This is a genomic window from Streptococcus sp. 27098_8_12, assembly GCF_041432115.1.
Lineage (GTDB): Bacteria > Bacillota > Bacilli > Lactobacillales > Streptococcaceae > Streptococcus > Streptococcus parasanguinis_V.
This window is the reverse complement of sequence record NZ_JAPVZA010000009.1, coordinates 21,896-38,852: the sequence shown is the minus strand read 5'-3', so window position 1 is coordinate 38,852 and position 16,957 is coordinate 21,896. Positions and strand designations below refer to the sequence as shown.

General features: G+C 43.1%; 17 protein-coding genes. 12 read left to right on the top strand and 5 right to left on the bottom strand.

Annotated elements, in window-relative coordinates:
* Positions 1 to 181: 181 nt before the first annotated feature.
* On the bottom strand, positions 182 to 895 hold the full coding sequence (gene rsmG / locus O3629_RS04955) for a 16S rRNA (guanine(527)-N(7))-methyltransferase RsmG (protein ID WP_049498569.1): 714 nt from the start codon (positions 893 to 895) through the stop codon (positions 182 to 184).
* Positions 896 to 965: 70 nt separating this feature from the next.
* On the opposite strand from rsmG, the gene O3629_RS04950 reads away from it, so the two are divergent.
* Positions 966 to 1,526, top strand: coding sequence for a LemA family protein (locus tag O3629_RS04950; protein ID WP_003017390.1), 561 nt, complete (start codon positions 966 to 968; stop codon positions 1,524 to 1,526).
* Between the two features lies 1 nt (position 1,527).
* Positions 1,528 to 2,424, top strand: coding sequence for a zinc metalloprotease HtpX (gene htpX / locus O3629_RS04945; protein ID WP_049498570.1), 897 nt, complete (start codon positions 1,528 to 1,530; stop codon positions 2,422 to 2,424).
* Positions 2,425 to 2,887: 463 nt separating this feature from the next.
* Here the strand turns inward: htpX and O3629_RS04940 are convergent, their stop codons facing one another.
* The 4 genes from O3629_RS04940 to O3629_RS04925 all read right to left on the bottom strand — a co-directional run bounded on the left by O3629_RS04940 (position 2,888) and on the right by O3629_RS04925 (position 5,617).
* Positions 2,888 to 4,105 (bottom strand): MFS transporter, encoded by a 1,218-nt coding sequence (locus O3629_RS04940; RefSeq protein ID WP_227197662.1) that lies wholly within the window; start codon positions 4,103 to 4,105, stop codon positions 2,888 to 2,890.
* Complete coding sequence (locus tag O3629_RS04935; RefSeq protein ID WP_227247997.1) at positions 4,102 to 4,278, bottom strand: hypothetical protein; 177 nt, start codon at positions 4,276 to 4,278, stop codon at positions 4,102 to 4,104. Before O3629_RS04935 ends, O3629_RS04940 begins: the two co-directional genes overlap by 4 nt.
* 110 nt (positions 4,279 to 4,388) lie before the next feature.
* Positions 4,389 to 5,249 carry a helix-turn-helix domain-containing protein gene (locus O3629_RS04930; RefSeq protein WP_227197663.1) on the bottom strand — a complete coding sequence of 287 codons (861 nt, stop codon included), beginning with the start codon at positions 5,247 to 5,249 and terminating at the stop codon, positions 4,389 to 4,391.
* A complete protein-coding gene (locus tag O3629_RS04925) occupies positions 5,246 to 5,617 on the bottom strand; it encodes a DUF2200 family protein (RefSeq protein ID WP_179943960.1) in 372 nt (123 codons plus the stop codon). The genes O3629_RS04930 and O3629_RS04925 overlap by 4 nt, the downstream gene beginning before the upstream one ends.
* 109 nt (positions 5,618 to 5,726) lie before the next feature.
* On the opposite strand from O3629_RS04925, the gene O3629_RS04920 reads away from it, so the two are divergent.
* The 10 genes from O3629_RS04920 to O3629_RS04875 all read left to right on the top strand — a co-directional run bounded on the left by O3629_RS04920 (position 5,727) and on the right by O3629_RS04875 (position 16,934).
* Positions 5,727 to 6,266 (top strand): DUF177 domain-containing protein, encoded by a 540-nt coding sequence (locus O3629_RS04920; RefSeq protein ID WP_195412166.1) that lies wholly within the window; start codon positions 5,727 to 5,729, stop codon positions 6,264 to 6,266.
* A 124-nt stretch (positions 6,267 to 6,390) separates the two neighbouring features.
* Positions 6,391 to 7,869, top strand: coding sequence for a flotillin family protein (locus O3629_RS04915; RefSeq protein WP_049498391.1), 1,479 nt, complete (start codon positions 6,391 to 6,393; stop codon positions 7,867 to 7,869).
* Positions 7,870 to 8,038: 169 nt separating this feature from the next.
* Positions 8,039 to 9,463 carry an NADP-dependent phosphogluconate dehydrogenase gene (gene gndA, locus O3629_RS04910; RefSeq protein ID WP_003017375.1) on the top strand — a complete coding sequence of 475 codons (1,425 nt, stop codon included), beginning with the start codon at positions 8,039 to 8,041 and terminating at the stop codon, positions 9,461 to 9,463.
* Between the two features lie 9 nt (positions 9,464 to 9,472).
* Positions 9,473 to 10,171, top strand: coding sequence for a response regulator transcription factor (locus tag O3629_RS04905; RefSeq protein ID WP_049492430.1), 699 nt, complete (start codon positions 9,473 to 9,475; stop codon positions 10,169 to 10,171).
* 242 nt (positions 10,172 to 10,413) lie between these two features.
* The gene (locus O3629_RS04900) at positions 10,414 to 12,609 is read left to right on the top strand and encodes a PTS transporter subunit IIBC (RefSeq protein ID WP_371507663.1); all 2,196 of its coding nucleotides are present in this window, start codon (positions 10,414 to 10,416) and stop codon (positions 12,607 to 12,609) included.
* A gap of 85 nt (positions 12,610 to 12,694) precedes the next feature.
* A complete protein-coding gene (locus O3629_RS04895) occupies positions 12,695 to 13,507 on the top strand; it encodes an endonuclease/exonuclease/phosphatase family protein (RefSeq protein WP_049492433.1) in 813 nt (270 codons plus the stop codon).
* A gap of 164 nt (positions 13,508 to 13,671) precedes the next feature.
* Complete coding sequence (gene nrdR, locus O3629_RS04890) at positions 13,672 to 14,145, top strand: transcriptional regulator NrdR (RefSeq protein ID WP_003017391.1); 474 nt, start codon at positions 13,672 to 13,674, stop codon at positions 14,143 to 14,145.
* Positions 14,146 to 15,324, top strand: coding sequence for a DnaD domain protein (locus O3629_RS04885; protein ID WP_227197664.1), 1,179 nt, complete (start codon positions 14,146 to 14,148; stop codon positions 15,322 to 15,324).
* Positions 15,325 to 16,224, top strand: a complete 900-nt coding sequence (dnaI, locus tag O3629_RS04880) for a primosomal protein DnaI (protein ID WP_003017387.1) — start codon at positions 15,325 to 15,327, stop codon at positions 16,222 to 16,224.
* Positions 16,221 to 16,934, top strand: coding sequence for a nitroreductase family protein (locus tag O3629_RS04875; RefSeq protein ID WP_070466415.1), 714 nt, complete (start codon positions 16,221 to 16,223; stop codon positions 16,932 to 16,934). Before dnaI ends, O3629_RS04875 begins: the two co-directional genes overlap by 4 nt.
* Positions 16,935 to 16,957 lie beyond the last annotated feature (23 nt).

Below are 16,957 nucleotides of genomic sequence, written 5' to 3'. Positions count from 1 at the left end.
GAATTCGATTTCGTCGTCCCACCTCCGCACAGTTGAGTAGGGCTGTAAAAGCTGATGAAATCAGCGTAGTAGAGCCCACTCAACCACTGCGTCTTGCTTGACAATCCAAAAATAATTGAGAGGCTAGGACTTTTGTCCCAGCCTCTTATTTGACTTTATCCTCTTAGCCCTTTGTATCTTACTACAATGGCCGCTTATTGGGCATACCCGCTTTTCTTGGATATTTATTGGGGGTTTCTTTTTTCTTTTCGACAACAGTGATATAGCGTGGATCTCCATTTGGCAATTCATACTGTAGATTGTCTTCAACCTTACTAAAGAGCAGGTTGAGGGCATTTTTGGCTTCTTCCAACTCTTCTGGAGCATTGCTAGCCTTGAGAGCGAGTAGCCGTCCCCCTACTTTCAGGTAAGGGATGGTCAGCTCAGAGAGAACCTGCATGCGGGCAACGGCGCGGGCAGTTACGATATCAAATTGGGCACGAAAGGCCTTATCTTGTGCAAAGTCCTCAGCACGTCCATGGTAGAAATGAACTCCGCTCAAACCTAACTCTTCAGCCAGCAAGTGGAGAAAATTGATCCGTTTATTAAGGGAATCAATGATGGTCACATCTAGCTCAGGGAATAGGATCTTCATGGGTAGGCTGGGAAAGCCAGCACCAGCTCCGATATCCAGGAGATGGATGGGTTGGTTTTCAATCAAGCCCTGCAAAATGGGTGCGATAGAATCATAAAAATGCTTGAGATAGACTTCGTCTTTTGCGGTGATGGCGGTGAGATTAATCTTTTCATTCCATTCAACGAGGAGCTCAAAATAGCGTTCGTATTGCTCTTTTTGACGATCAGTTAATGGGAAGCCGAGATCGGCTAAACGGATATAAAATTCTTCTGGTTTCATAAGATAATTTTACCACAAAATAAGGGAAATTTGATATACTGGTAGAAAGAAATGAAAGGAATTCAATAAAATGATTTGGATTATTCTTGGGATCATTGTGGTCCTTGTGTTGATTGTAGTAGGAGTATACAACGGTTTGGTGAAAAGCCGGATGCAAACTCGCGAAGCATGGAGTCAAATTGATGTGCAATTGAAACGTCGGAATGACTTGATTCCAAACTTGATCGAAACCGTTAAAGGCTATGCCAAGTACGAAGGGGATACCCTTGCTAAGGTCACTCAACTTCGCCAACAAGTGGCTCAAGCTTCTTCACCTGCAGAAGCAATGGCAGCCAGTGATGCTCTTTCCCGTCAAGTAGCAGGCATCTTTGCGGTGGCTGAAAATTACCCAGACTTGAAAGCTAACACCAACTTCATGCAATTGCAAGAAGAATTGACCAACACAGAAAATAAAATTTCTTATGCTCGTCAATTGTACAACAGTGTCACAAGCAACTATAATGTGAAATTGGAAACTTTCCCAACAAACGTGATTGCTGGAATGTTTGGCTTCAAACAGGCTGAATTCCTTCAAGTGCCTGAAGAAGAAAAAGCAGTACCAAAGGTGGACTTTAGCGGATTAGGAGACTAATATGCTGTTTGACCAAATTGCAAGCAATAAAAGGAGAACCTGGATTCTCCTTATTGCTTTTTTCATACTCTTGGCTCTCATCGGAGCAGCCGTTGGCTACCTCTGGTTAGGCTCTTCCCTTGGTGGCGTCATCCTAGCTTTGATTATTGGTGGAATCTATGCCTTTAGCATGATTTTCCAATCAACTGAAGTTGTCATGCGGATGAACGGGGCGCGTGAGGTAACGGAAGAGCAAGCCCCTCAGCTCTACCATATTGTACAAGATATGGCTATGGTAGCTCAGATCCCTATGCCACGTGTCTATATTGTGGATGATCCATCCATGAATGCATTTGCGACAGGGTCTAATCCTCAAAATGCAGCCGTTGCAGCGACAACAGGTCTACTGGCTGTGATGAACCGTGAGGAATTGGAGGGAGTTATCGGACATGAAGTCAGCCATATTCGCAATTATGATATCCGCATCTCCACGATTGCAGTTGCCCTTGCCAGTGCCATCACCATGCTTTCTAGTATTGGAGGACGGATGATGTGGTGGGGCGGTGGCCGTAGCCGGGATGATGATCGAGAAGGTAGCGGTGGTTTGGAGATTGTTATGTTGATCCTTTCCTTGCTTGCCATCGTTTTAGCGCCATTAGCAGCGACCTTGGTCCAGTTAGCCATTTCTCGTCAACGGGAGTTCCTAGCAGACGCTTCAAGTGTTGAATTGACGCGGAATCCTCAAGGGATGATCAATGCTTTGTTAAAACTAGACAAAAGCGAACCAATGCAACGACATGTCGATGATGCGAGCAGTGCTCTTTTTATCAACGATCCAAAAAAAGAATCCGGTTTGCAAAAACTCTTTTATACCCACCCACCCATTGCTGAGCGGGTGGCACGTTTAAGAAAAATGTAAAAAAATCCACCAAACAGTGGATTCAGATTGAAGACACAATCATCTTAGAACCTTTCCTTAGGTGAGTACGGACGTCAGCGAACTTCGAAGAAGTTCCATGACTAAATTACGATACAAAGGGCGTCTGCGGATAAAGTCAAAATAGGAAGTTTGACGCAGAATCTTTCGATTCTAGGAGAACTTATCTTTTTGACACAATCCGTAGCCCGTGTTCAATTCGTTTTGAACCCCCTCGCTCTTTAATTTCCAGGCTCAGGCTAAATCAGTTTCCCAAACTGTTTTACTCCCAAAACTCCCGAGTGCTAGAAACAAGCTTGTTTCTAGCACTTTTCTCACGGCGGAAAGTTTCAGTAGATGATTGAATAACTCTAAAGAATAAAAAGTATTTTTCTTTATAAAAGTTAATAGAATTGTATAAAAGATCAGTTTGTCTTCGTGCTCAATCCACCAAACGGTGGATTTTTTATTTGGTAGTTAGGAGGAGGGTAGTGAAACCAAGGATGGCAAAGGTCCCCCAAGCTAAGGGAAGGCTCCAGATAGCTAGACTAGAAAAGAGAGCTGTTCCAAGTGGCATGGCAAAGCTAACCATCAGTCCCAAAAAGCTAGAGGTAGAAGCTAATTTTTCAGCGGGCAATTTACTCATTAAAAGACTGGAAACTTTTGGGTTGATTTTTGCTACAAGATAACCAAGGAAAGTGATGAGTAGAAGGGAAAGAATGTCCCAGTGTACCAGGATATTTGTGAGCCCAAGCATGGTCAGCCCACCTGCGATCCACAGGAGGATATGGTGGAGGCTTTGCTTGGAAAAATAATCGTGAGGTGTCAGGCTAGCCCAGACCATGCTTAAAATAGTCACTGCCTCTAAAATCAAGAGGGATTGGCTAAAGCTCAACTGAAAGAAGGGGGAGTGAAGCAGTTGCAAATTGTAGATACCAGAGATGGATCCCCCTAGGGCATTGATGAGAACCAATGAGAAGAGCAACTTGCCAAAGTGGTGTACCTCCTCATCTGCAAAAATACTTTTGGCGTTCTGGTACATCTCTTGGCATTCGTGTACCAAAGAATTCTTACTTTTGAGCTCAATGACGGGATCATGTGTCAGCTGCTTTTTTCTCATCAGGAGACAAGTGGAAGACAGGAGAAAAGCCAGCGCATTGATCGAAGCGACCAGAGCAAAATTTTGATGGCTGATGGCTAGTAGCCAAACCCCTAGGGCTTGTCCAGAAATCGAGCAGACCATACTAAGTAGTTGGTTGATGGAATAGGCCTCCATCAAATCCTCGTCGGGGATGTTCTTTTTCATGATGGGGAGTTGCAAGCCTCCGCGATAATCGCTCAAACAATCTGAAACAATGTTTAAGAAGCAAACAATCGAAAAGGCTAGGTAACCCGGAATCTTGGTCATGAGAGCAATAAGGATGAAGAGGATGGCTTGAAGATAGCCAATGCGGATCAACCAGTTAGCTTTTTTCTTCGTGCGGTCAGCCTTCATCCCGACAAAAATGGTAAAGAGGCTAGGAATAAATACAATGAGATTGGCAATGCCAACTGCTAGGCTCGGTTGTGGCATACTGGCAGCAAAGACCACAAAGACCAGATTGTAGATGGCAGCGCCAAGGGTATTCAAAAAGCGAGAAAGACTAAGTAAGGCAAAAATTTTATTACGAGCTAAGAGTTTCATGAGCCTTCCTCCTTCACGTGATTAGTTTGTAGGACTTGTTTGATGGATCGAAAGATCTGTTTGAAGAGGTCTAGTTTCTCATCATCAGAGAGAAGAAGTTCCTGATCCTTCAGATAAACGCCGGTATGTGAGAGAAGAAAGCGGAGGAAGTGGTTTTTTAGTTTGGTCATCATGGGAAGAACCTTCTTTCTTTACTTGATAGTCCTATTGTAAACCTAAAAAGCAAGAAAAAATTAATGTTGCATATTTTCAACAAAAACTCACAGAGTAGATCTGTGAGTTTTTAGGATTTATTGATCAGTTCTTGCAGGCCCTGTTTGTAGTAGTTGGCACTGTCCTTACAATCCAGAATAGAGAGAACCTGGATGGCCTGTTCCATCTTTTCAAGACCGATTTCTTTTTCTCCCTTTCGATAGAGAAATTCTCCTTTGGCATAGAGATAAACCGTCCGAAGGTAGGCTTCGTTCTCAGAGTAAAAGTGGTCCTTGATCAGCTGATCAAAATAGGTTGCATCTTCAAATTCATTTGAACTAATGGCGAGAAAAAAGCCATTAAGGAAAATAGAATTGATGGCAGGACGAGAGGAATCTAGGAGAAGCTTGAAATCCTCCCGTTGGACCAACTCCTCTGTGTATTGTCGATAGAGCTGACTAGAGAAAAGAGGAGAGGTCAGTGAAAATAGGCTTAACTCAAAATTTCCCCAGACCATGACAGAGAAGAGGTAGTCATAGAGGAAATCTAGTTCCTCTTGGCTAGCGGTGAGCTGTACCTCAGGATATAAGCCAAGTATTTTGGCCTTGAGAATAATGCTGGCTAAGAAGTCTTCTTTTTTCTGATGTTTCTGGTAGGCTTGCTGGTAGCTTTGGTACAAGGCTTGATCGTGTTCCAAGCTCATGTTTTCATAGTGCTCTTTCAACAATTTGGGAATAAAGGAGTGCTGATCGATCCCTGCTAGATGAGAGAACTCACTGAGGCTGGTTTTGATTTGTTGAAGGGCCTGAAAAAACCGTTGCGTCGTCAGGTCATTTTCTCCTCTTTCAAATCGCGACAGCATAGAGCGCGAAAATTTGCCACCCGTAGCTTCCTCTAAAGAGATGTGGCGACTTTCACGTATTTGCCGAAAAATAGCTCCGATTTCTTTCATGAATTCTCCTCTTTTAGCTGGTATTTTTCAACCAATTGCTCAACAGTCTTTCCCTTACTTAACCAATCAGCCAGACGATCTAAGCGGCGAATTTCTTGCATCAAAGGATCCTGAATCGTTTCAATTTGCACGCCACAAATTTTCCCAGTAATCAATGTCCGGTTGGGGTGATAGGCGGGAGCTTGGCGAAAGAAATCTCCATAACTTCCGTCACTCTTTTTCCATTCTTTTAGTTCCGCCAGAGAATAGCCTGTTAATCGCGAGGTGATTTGGTCAAGGCTTATCTCTTTTCCACCCTTTCGTAAGACTTTTTGGACTAAAGCTGTGTATACAGTTGAAAATGGTAAATCGTAAACTCTTGCCATCAGATCTCCTTCATCTTTTTTCATGATTATAACAAATTTTTGAGGAGACTTCTTGGTTGAGGGGCAGCTTCATGATATACTAGTAGTATCTAGAAGATTTGAGGACAAAAGAATGAACTTATATACACAAGAAATCCGTAAAAATCCTGAAGGACTAGCATTTGATCAAGGGTTGGATTTGTTAAAGGATCTGCAAAAGCGCAATCCAGAAATTCTTGACTTAAAGAATGTGACAGCGACAGGACGAGTAGCCTATGATACAGGCCTCTATGTCTTGGATTACCAGTTGGCCTACACCATCGTTTTGGCATCTAGCCGCAGCATGGAGCCTGTTGAGCTTCAAGAGAGCTATCCTGTAACAGAGGTGTTTGCGGAGGATGTACAGTCTGATGCAGATATCGAGGCCCTAGAGGAAGACTTGATCCTTCCAATCGAAGGTGGGAAGATTGACCTGAGTGAAAGTGTAGCGGATAATATTCTGCTCAATATTCCCCTCAAGGTTCTCACTCCAGAAGAAGAGGCTGGACAAGGTTTTATCGAAGGCAATGATTGGAAAATCCTATCCGAAGAAGAATACCAAGCCGCTCAAGCGATCAAGAAAGAAGAGAACAGTCCTTTCGCTGGTCTTCAAGGATTATTTGACGAAGAATAAGCTAGAGATTGCATTTGATAAATTTAGACATAAATACAGGTCTTTTCTTTGAGGAAAGGCCTTCTTTTGATATACTAGGATTAATAAACAACAGAGGGGAGACCTCTAAAAAAGGAGAAAAAGTATGGATACTTTATTTATTCCAGGTTGGTTGATTACTTTTGTAATCGTAGCCATTCTTGTATTGATCTTGTTGGTCAAAGGGTATGTCAACGCTAAACCCAACGAAGTCGTGGTCATTACAGGTCTTCGAAAACAACGTCACTTACGTGGGAAAGCTGGCTTTATGATTCCCTTTGTCGAACAACGCTCTTATCTTGATATTGAGCAATTCTCGACAGATGTTCGGACTTCTGAGTCTGTTCCAACACTGGACTTCATTAACGTCCGTGCCGATGCAGCTGTTAAATTAAAAATCGGTACAACCGATGAAATGATTGCCCGGGCTGCAGAAAACTTTTTGAACTGGAATACGACAGATATTTCCAACTCTGTCCAAGATGTCTTGGAAGGAAACTTGCGGGAAGTGATCGGTCAGATGGAGCTCCGTAAGATGGTCAATGACCGTCAAGAGTTTGCCTCAAAAGTGCAGGACAACGTAGCACCAGACTTGGCTAAAATGGGTCTAGAAGTCATCGCCTTTACGGTTCAATCTTTCTCTGATGAAGGGGGAGTCATCGATAACCTCGGGATTGAAAATGTTGAAACCATTAAGAAAGATGCCTTGATTGCCAAAGCCAAAGCAGAACGTGAACGCAAGGAAGTTGAAGCAGAACAAGATAAATTGGCTAATGACAAACGGGTCGCTGCCGATCTTGAAATCGCGCAAAAACAAAATGAATTAAAACTCAAACAAGCAGCCCTCAAGCAAGAAGCAGATATTGCCCAAGCAAAAGCAGATGCCGCTAAAGGGATTGAGGCAGAAGTGCAACGTCGTGAACAAGAGCGCGTGGCAGCCGAAGCTAATATCATGAAACAGGAAAAAGAAGCGGAAGTCAAAGAGCGCGAAGTTAAGGTTCGTGAACAGGAATTGGATGCCAACATCCGCAAACAAGCTGAAGCTGAAAAATATGCTCGTCAACAAGCTGCAGAAGCAGAATTGATTGAACGCCAACGCAAGGCAGAAGCAGAACTCTTCGAAACACAAAAAGAAGCCGAAGCTCGGAAAGCCCAAGCTGAAGCTGAGAAATTTGCCCAATTGCAAGAGGCTGAAGCTATTGAAGCCAAAGGTCGTGCCGAGGCCGAAGCCATTCGCTTGAAACTGGAAGCCGAAGCCAAAGGTTTGGACCAAAAGGCCGAAGCGATGAAGAAAATGCAAGAAGCAGCCATTACTGAAATGGTCGTTGACAAGTTGCCTGAAATTGCGCGTGCTGTCGCAGAACCATTAACCAAGGTGGATAAGATCACCATGTACGGGGAAGGCAATGCTTCTAAGATGGTGGGCGATATCATGCAAAGTATCGACCAAGTCTCTCAAGGAGCTGGATTTGATATTCGTCAATTGCTAGCAGGAGCTCTTGGAGTTAATATGACGGTCAATAAACTCAAAGAAGGAGAACAACCGGTCATTGAAGCAGAGGAGTTAGCTTCTAAAGAAGATTAATGTCATTCATCAGGAAGTGTCTGAGAACTGTTTCTCGGGCACTTTTGTTTTTAAGATCAAATGACTTGCATGATCTTCTCCCTCTTAGAGAAGGCGGGAAGCTATTTTCTGCTTTCTTTTGAGGAGGAAAAATGGTAGAATAAAGGCAAACTATAAAGAGGAGTGTCACATGACTAAAGCAAACTTTGGTGTTGTTGGTATGGCCGTAATGGGTCGTAACCTTGCCCTTAATATCGAATCTCGTGGCTACACAGTTGCCATTTATAACCGTAGTAAAGAAAAAACAGAAGATGTAATTGCTTGCCATCCTGATAAAAACTTTGTGCCAAGCTATGATATCGAAAGCTTCGTAAACTCAATCGAAAAACCACGTCGTATCATGCTTATGGTTCAAGCAGGGCCTGGTACAGACGCAACCATCCAAGCCCTTCTTCCACATTTGGATAAAGGCGATATCTTGATCGACGGAGGAAATACTTTCTATAAAGATACCATCCGTCGTAACGAAGAGTTGGCGAACTCTGGTATCAACTTTATCGGTACTGGTGTATCTGGTGGTGAAAAAGGTGCCCTTGAAGGTCCTTCTATCATGCCTGGTGGACAAAAAGAAGCATATGACTTGGTAGCTGACGTCCTTGAAGAAATCTCTGCAAAAGCGCCTGAAGATGGAAAACCATGTGTGACTTACATCGGTCCTGATGGAGCTGGTCACTACGTAAAAATGGTCCATAACGGGATCGAGTATGGTGATATGCAATTGATCGCAGAAAGCTATGACCTCATGCAACACTTGCTTGGACTTTCTGCAGAAGACATGGCTGAAATCTTTACTGAATGGAACAAGGGTGAATTGGACAGCTACTTGATCGAAATCACTGCTGATATCCTTGGACGCAAAGACGACGAAGGTCAAGATGGACCTATCGTAGACTACATCTTGGATGCTGCAGGAAACAAAGGAACTGGTAAATGGACTAGTCAATCAGCGCTTGACCTTGGTGTGCCATTGTCACTCATTACTGAGTCAGTATTTGCTCGTTACATCTCTACTTACAAAGAAGAACGTGTTCATGCAAGCAAGGTTCTTCCAAAACCAGCTGCATTCAAATTTGAAGGAGATAAGGCTGAATTGATTGAAAAAATCCGTCAAGCCCTTTACTTCTCAAAAATCATCTCATACGCACAAGGTTTTGCTCAATTGCGCGTCGCTTCTAAAGAAAACAATTGGAACTTGCCATTTGCGGACATCGCATCTATCTGGCGCGATGGATGTATCATCCGTTCTCGTTTCTTGCAAAAGATCACAGATGCATACAACCGCGATGCAGATCTTGCTAACCTTCTATTGGATGAGTACTTCTTGGATGTCACTGCTAAGTACCAACAATCTGTTCGTGATATCGTAGCTCTTGCTGTTCAAGCAGGTGTACCTGTACCAACCTTCTCAGCAGCCATCACTTACTTCGATAGCTACCGTTCAGCGGATCTTCCAGCGAACTTGATCCAAGCACAACGTGACTACTTTGGTGCTCACACATACCAACGTAAAGACAAAGAAGGTACCTTCCACTATTCTTGGTACGACGAAAAATAATCTTGCTCTATGGTCAAACGAGTTCTACTAGTAGAAAATGAGAAGCAAATCGCTCGCTTCATTGATTTGGAACTTCAAAAAGAAGGGTATCAAGTTGATGTGGTCGAGGATGGAAAAGCGGGTCTGGCCTTGATTGCTGCGACCAAATATGATCTGATCTTGTTTAATTACGATTTGTCAGATATGTCTGGTGAAACATTCGCAGAGGAAATTAGTCGGATTCGCCCAGCTTCTGTTTTGATTGTTTTGGATAGCCGCGAAAAAATTGCTGAGCACAAAGAGAGTATTCAGCGCTTTGCCGTTTCCTATATGGTCAAACCCTTTATTATCAGCGATTTGGTAGATAAGATCACAGCCATTTTTAGAGGACGTGATTATATTGACCAACATTGTAGCCAGATGAAAATCCCAACATCATACCGCAATTTGCGCATTGATGTGGAACACCATACCGTCTATCGTGGGAAAGACATGATTAGTTTGACCCGCAGAGAATACGACCTCTTAGCGACTCTGATGGGAAGCAAAGGGGTGGTGACACGAGATCAGTTATTGGAGAGTGTCTGGAAGTACGAGAGTACAGGTGAGACTAATATTGTGGACGTCTATATCCGTTATCTCCGTGGGAAAATTGATCTACCCGGTCAAAAAAGCTATATTAAGACCGTTCGTGGGATTGGCTATGCCATGCAAGACACATTAGAATAAAATATTCGAACCCTTAGAGGGTTCGAATATTTTTATGACTCAAGGGAAACGTTTGCGTTTGGAAAGGATGGGTTTTAAAAAGGATTTGGCTAAAAAAAGATAAAAAAAGATAAAAAAAGATAAAATTTAGAGAAAAAATGAATGTAAGGCTTTACAAATTTTTAAAATGTGGTATACTAGAAACAAATTAAGCGCAAACGTTTTCTTTAAAACAAAAGCCTTAAACAATATAAGGAGGTTGAATGATGAACAAAGGATCATTCAAAAGTTTATTTAGCTTTGAATTCTGGCAAAAGTTCGGTAAGGCCTTGATGGTCGTTATCGCTGTCATGCCAGCTGCTGGGTTGATGATTTCAATCGGGAAATCAATCCCTATGATCAACCCGAATTTATCTCCACTTGTTATTACAGGTGGGATTCTCGAACAAATCGGTTGGGGGGTTATCGGTAACCTTCACATCCTCTTTGCACTCGCTATCGGTGGTAGCTGGGCCAAAGAGCGTGCTGGGGGTGCCTTTGCGGCTGGTCTCTCTTTCATCTTGATTAACCGTATTACAGGTGCAGTTTTTGGAGTTACATCTGCAATGTTGGCTGATAAGGAGGCTACCGTTCACACGATTTTAGGTGGATCAATTAAAGTTGCAGACTACTTCATTAGTGTCCTTGAAGCACCGGCACTTAATATGGGGGTGTTTGTAGGGATTATCTCAGGTTTTGTTGGAGCAACTGCCTTCAATAAATACTATAACTACCGTAAACTTCCAGAAGCCCTTTCTTTCTTTAACGGGAAGCGCTTTGTCCCATTCGTTGTTATCGTTCGTTCAGCTATTACAGCCTTGGTTTTGGCAGCCTTGTGGCCAGTAGTTCAATCAGGAATTAATGGTTTCGGTGTCTGGATCGCCAACTCACAATCAACAGCTCCAGTTTTGGCACCATTCTTGTTTGGTACCTTGGAACGTCTTCTCTTGCCGTTTGGTCTTCACCACATGTTGACCATTCCAATCAACTATACTCAATTGGGTGGTAGCTACCAAGTTCTTACAGGTGCTGCCAAAGGAACAACTGTATTTGGACAAGATCCACTTTGGTTAGCTTGGGTAACAGACCTTGTTAACTTGAAGAAGGCAGATCCTAGCCAATACCAACACTTGCTTCATGCGTACACACCAGCTCGTTTCAAAGTTGGTCAAATGATTGGATCATTTGGTATCTTGATGGGGGTTGTAGTTGCTATCTATCGCAATGTGGACCCAGATAAGAAAGAAAAATACAAAGGGATGCTTTTTGCAACTGCCCTTGCTACATTCTTGACAGGTGTTACTGAACCAATTGAATACATGTTCATGTTCATTGCAACACCTTTATACCTAATCTATGCCTTTGTTCAAGGAGCTGCCTTTGCAATGGCTGACTTGGTTCACCTTCGTGTCCACTCATTCGGTTCAATCGAGTTCTTGACACGTACCCCAATGGCCATCAACGCTGGTTTGGCATTAGATATCTTTAACTTTGTATGGGTAACAGTCCTATTTGCCTTTATCATGTACTTCATTGCTAACTTCATGATTAAGAAATTCAATTATGCAACTCCAGGACGTAACGGTAACTATGAACAAAATGATGATGCCCCTGCAGGAGATGGTGCAGCAACAGGTGCTGCTACAAGCTCAGCAAGCTCACAAGTCATTAACATCATCAACCTTCTTGGTGGACGTGCCAATATCGTAGACGTTGACGCATGTATGACTCGTCTTCGTGTAACTGTTAAGGACGCTGAAAAAGTCGGAACAGAAGAACAATGGAAAGCTGAAGGCGCTATGGGTCTTGTCATGAAAGGACAAGGGGTCCAAGCGATCTACGGACCTAAAGCTGACGTCTTGAAATCTGATATCCAAGACGTACTTGATTCAGGTGAAGTTATTCCTGAAACACTTCCTAGCCAAATGACAGCAGTTCAAAAGGCTGAAGCAACCTTTAAAGGGGTAACAGATGAAGTTCACTCCGTTGCAGATGGTGAAGTGATTAACATCGAAGATGTGAAAGATCCTGTATTCTCACAAAAAATGATGGGTGACGGATTTGCGGTTGAGCCTGAAAATGGCCATATCGTTTCACCAGTTGCTGGTAAAGTTACTAGCGTCTTCCCAACCAAACATGCCCTTGGTTTGGTAACAGATAATGGTTTGGAAGTCTTGGTTCATATCGGTCTAGATACAGTTAGTCTTGAAGGAAAACCATTTGAGGTTAAAGTTACTGAAGGTCAAACAGTGGCTGCTGGAGACCTCTTGGTGGAAGCAGACCTTGATGCGATCCGTGAAGCAGGTCGTGAAACTTCAACAATTGTTGTCTTCACAAATGCAGATGCGATTAAATCTGTTAAGGTCGAACATACTGGTAAATTGGCAGCAAATGCTCCAGTTGCAACAGTAGAATTATAAGAGACGTCGGCAAAGAAAATGAGGTTGGGGCAGTGCACCCGGCCTCTTGCCGTTTCTTGATTTGGAGAGAAGGAGAAATCAGGGGATGAAATTTTTAACATTAAATTCCCATAGTTGGATGGAAGAGAATGCTCAGCAAAAATTTGAAACCCTCAAGGAACAAATTTTGGAAGCGCAATATGATGTGATCTGTTTCCAAGAGGTCAATCAAGAAATGGGCTCAGAAGCAGTCGAAACAGATGAGTATTATCAAGCCTTGCCATCATCTGTAGCCATTCACAAAGATCACTTTGTTCGCGTATTGGTAGAAGAGTTAGCTGCTCAAGGACTCCACTATTATTGGACTTGGGCCTACAACCATATTGGTTATGATCATCTCAATGAGGGTGTAGCGGTTCTTTCGCGTCAACCCTTGAAGGCGGATGAGATTTTGGTATCCAATATGGATGATCCAACGGACTATCATACGCGTCGAGTGGCCGTTGCCCATACAAGTGTGGATGGCAAAGAGATTGCTGTTGCCAGCGTCCATCTTTCTTGGTGGGACAAAGGTTTCCAATTTGAGTGGCCACGCATTGAGAACTACTTCAGCCAAGTAGGCAAACCTTTTATTCTAGCTGGTGATTTCAATAATCCTGCTGGTCAAGAAGGGTATGAAACGATTCTATCCAGTTCGCTAAAACTTCAAGATAGTTTTATCGAAGCCAAAGAAACAAAGGGGACTTATACTGTAGGTCCTGGAATCGATGGCTGGACGGATAATCAAGTTCCATTGCGAATCGATTACGTCTTTGCAAGTCCAGAATGGGACATCCAGCGTCTACATGTCATTTTTGATGATCAAAACAAACCCCATGTCAGTGATCACTATGGCTTAGAAGCTGAATTATCACTTTAATATAAATGGAGAGTCGAAAGGAAAACGATTTTATTCAATCGTCCTTCGACTCTTTTTTATGGATCAATGAGGAGCAAGCATAGGGGATTCTCCTGTTCTTCTGCTTTCTTTACGATTCATTTTATGGTAAAATGAAGTGTTAAAACAGTTTAAGGAGGTAGCAAATGCGTTGTCCAAAATGTGGTGGAAGTAAGTCTAGTGTGGTGGATAGTCGACAAGCTGAAGACGGGAACACCATTCGTCGTCGTCGTGAATGCGAAGAATGCCATTATCGCTTTACTACCTACGAACGAGTGGAAGAACGGACCCTAGTGGTTGTTAAAAAGGATGGAACACGTGAGCAATTTTCTCGTGATAAAATCTTTAATGGTATTATCCGCTCGGCACAAAAACGACCTGTATCCAGTGATGAAATCGAAGAAATTGTAAACCGGATCGAGCAAAAGGTTCGTAGCCAAAGCGATAATGAAATTAACAGTGAGTGTATTGGTTCTTTGGTTATGGATGAGTTAGCTGATCTAGATGAGATCACCTATGTTCGTTTTGCTAGTGTTTACCGGAGTTTCAAGGATGTCGGTGAATTAGAGACCCTCTTGAAACAAATCACGAAGGGAACCAAGAAGAAAAAGGAAAAATAGATGAAGCCCAATACTCCGTTCTCATTTTTAAAAAATAACATTCTTCCACCGGCAGGGCCTGCATTAGAGCAGTATTACCTGCCTATTTTAGAGATGGAAACCGTGACGGTCTATCGCTTTCTGCTCGCATCTTATGATCAAGGTGAAAAGAAACATCTACTTGCCCAAATCTTAAACCACATTGATATGGGGTTTCCTCAATTGTTACTTGCTTTTGATCGTTTGATTGCTATGGGATTGATCGATATCTTTGAGGAGGAAGCTGGCATCGCGATCCGGTTGCACGCTCCTCTTGAGGCGGAGCAATTCTTTTCCAATGCCGTCTATAAACGCTTGCTTGAAAAGAAAATCGGGGAAAAGGCCGTAGAAGATTTGCTCCCAGAGCGCTCTTTAGGGAGTAGAAGGCAAGTTTCCTTCTCGCAAGTCTTTGGACTAGATGCTGGGGAAGTGACTGTTGTTCCAAGTAAGAAACAGCAGTTTGATATGGAGATGTTTAAGCGAATGATGGGGCGTGATGGACTTCGTTTTGCGGATGAAGGAGAAGCAACCCTAGCCCTCTTTGCCATCGCAGAAGAGCAGCAATGGACCTGGTATGAAACCTATCTTTTAGCCAAAGAAACAGCTGTAGACCGGATTGTCTCACCAAAGAGATTGAAGCAAAAGTTGGCTCAGGCTAGCCAGGAACGACCACGAATGTCCTATAGCCGTCAGGAAGAAACTATTCTGAGGGAAGCTAAGGCAAAATCCAGCCTACAATTTCTAGCGGAGATTAAGAAGGCGCGCAATGCGACCATTACGCAGAGCGAACGCAAGACTTTATCCAAGTTAGCTGATCTAGGCTTACTAGATGAGGTGATCAATATTATCTTATTGTTGACCTTTAACAAGACTCAGTCTGCTAATCTCAATGAAAAGTATGCTTTGAAGGTAGGAAATGATTTTTCTTATCAAGGGGTCAACAGTGCAGAACTAGCGATTTTAAAAGTTCGAGAACGCCAGGAGCAAGCTAAGGCTCAAGGAAACAAGGGGACGAGTCCTACATCAGCCAAGGGCAAGCACAGCAATGTTCCCAAGTGGAGTCAACCAAATTATCAAAATCAGACCAGTCAAGCAGAAAAGGTGGATCTTGCTAAAGAGAAACAACGCCTGTTAGAAAAACTGAATCAAGGAGGTGAGTAGATGGAAAGTGTAGGTCAAACCATGTCTCACATGAACCGTGCGCGTCAATTTAACTATGAGGATTTGGTCGCACAGATCTTGGCAGATCAAGAAGTTGCTGCCTTTATTAAGGACCAGTCTTTGTCTGAGCAAGAAATTCGACGTAGTATTTCAAAATTTAATCAATACATTAGTGAACGCAACCGTTTCTTATTGGGAGATTCGGATTATATTGCCAAAGGTTATAAGCCCATCCTCACCATGAATGAAGGCTATGCGGATGTCGCTTATGAGGAAACGCCAGAGTTAATCGAAGCCCAAAAACGAGCTGCAATCAACCAACGTCTTAACTTGATCAATCTCCCTTCGACCTTGAAAGAAGCGAGTCTAGCCAAGGTAGAGCTCGATGATAAAGGACGTTTCGAGGCTTTTGAAGAATTAGCCAATTTTGTGGCCAACTATCCTGAATATCAAAAGGGGATCTACCTCTATGGTGATTTCGGAGTAGGAAAGAGCTACATGATGGCAGCTTTGGCTCATGATTTATCCGAAAAGCGCCAGGCCTCAACTACCCTACTTCATTTCCCAAGTTTTGCTATCGATGTCAAAAATGCCATCAGTTCGGGCTTGGTCAAAGAAACCGTCGATCAGGTGAAAAAAGCCGAAATTTTAATTCTTGATGATATCGGTGCGGAACAGATGTCAGCCTGGGTGCGAGATGAAATTTTACAGGTGATTCTGCAACACCGGATGCAGGAAAATCTCCCAACCTTCTTTACTTCTAACTTTAATTTTGAAGAGTTGGAGCGTCATTTTGCGGTTTCGCGCAATGGAGATGAAACATGGCAGGCCAAACGTGTCATGGAACGCGTGAAATTTTTAGCCAAGGAAATCCATTTGGAAGGAGTGAATCGCCGATGAATGAAACCATCCGTTTAATGAAATCTCATTTTTCTGTTCGCCGTTTTAAGGAAGAAGCCATCAAAGAAGCTGACCTCAAGGAAATTTTATCAGCTGGGCAGATGGCATCAAGTTGGAAAAACTTTCAGTCTTATTCTGTGATTGTGGTCAAAAGCAAGGAAAAGAAAGAAGCTCTTTACGACTTGCTTCCTCAAGAAGCGATTCGCCAATCAGCCGTCTTTCTTCTCTTTGTTGGGGATTTAAACCGTGCTGAAAAAGCTGTCAAACTTCATGAGCAGGATTTTCATCCTGAAGGGGTGGACAACTTACTGATCACCTCAGTGGATGCGGCTCTAGCAGCTCAAAATACACTATTGGCAGCTGAAAGTCTCGGCTATGGTGGAGTGATTATCGGCATGTTGCGCTACTGTTCAGAAGAAGTCGCAGAACTCTTCCGTCTGCCAGACTATACCTATCCTGTTTTTGGGATTGCTCTCGGAGTACCTAATCAGCAGCATGCGGTGAAACCACGCTTGCCGTTGGAGCAGGTTGCTTTTGAAGAAGAATACCAAGAACAAGACCTATCAGTTGTGACTGCCTATGACAAGGTTCAGGCAGATTATGCTGGAGCGCGTGCAACCGACAGCTGGAGCGAGCGTCTTGCAGCTCAATTTGGTCAACCTGAACAAGAAGAGACCAAAAAACTACTAGAAAAACACAAACTATTATGAAATGAAGAGAGGCGTTCTTGAAC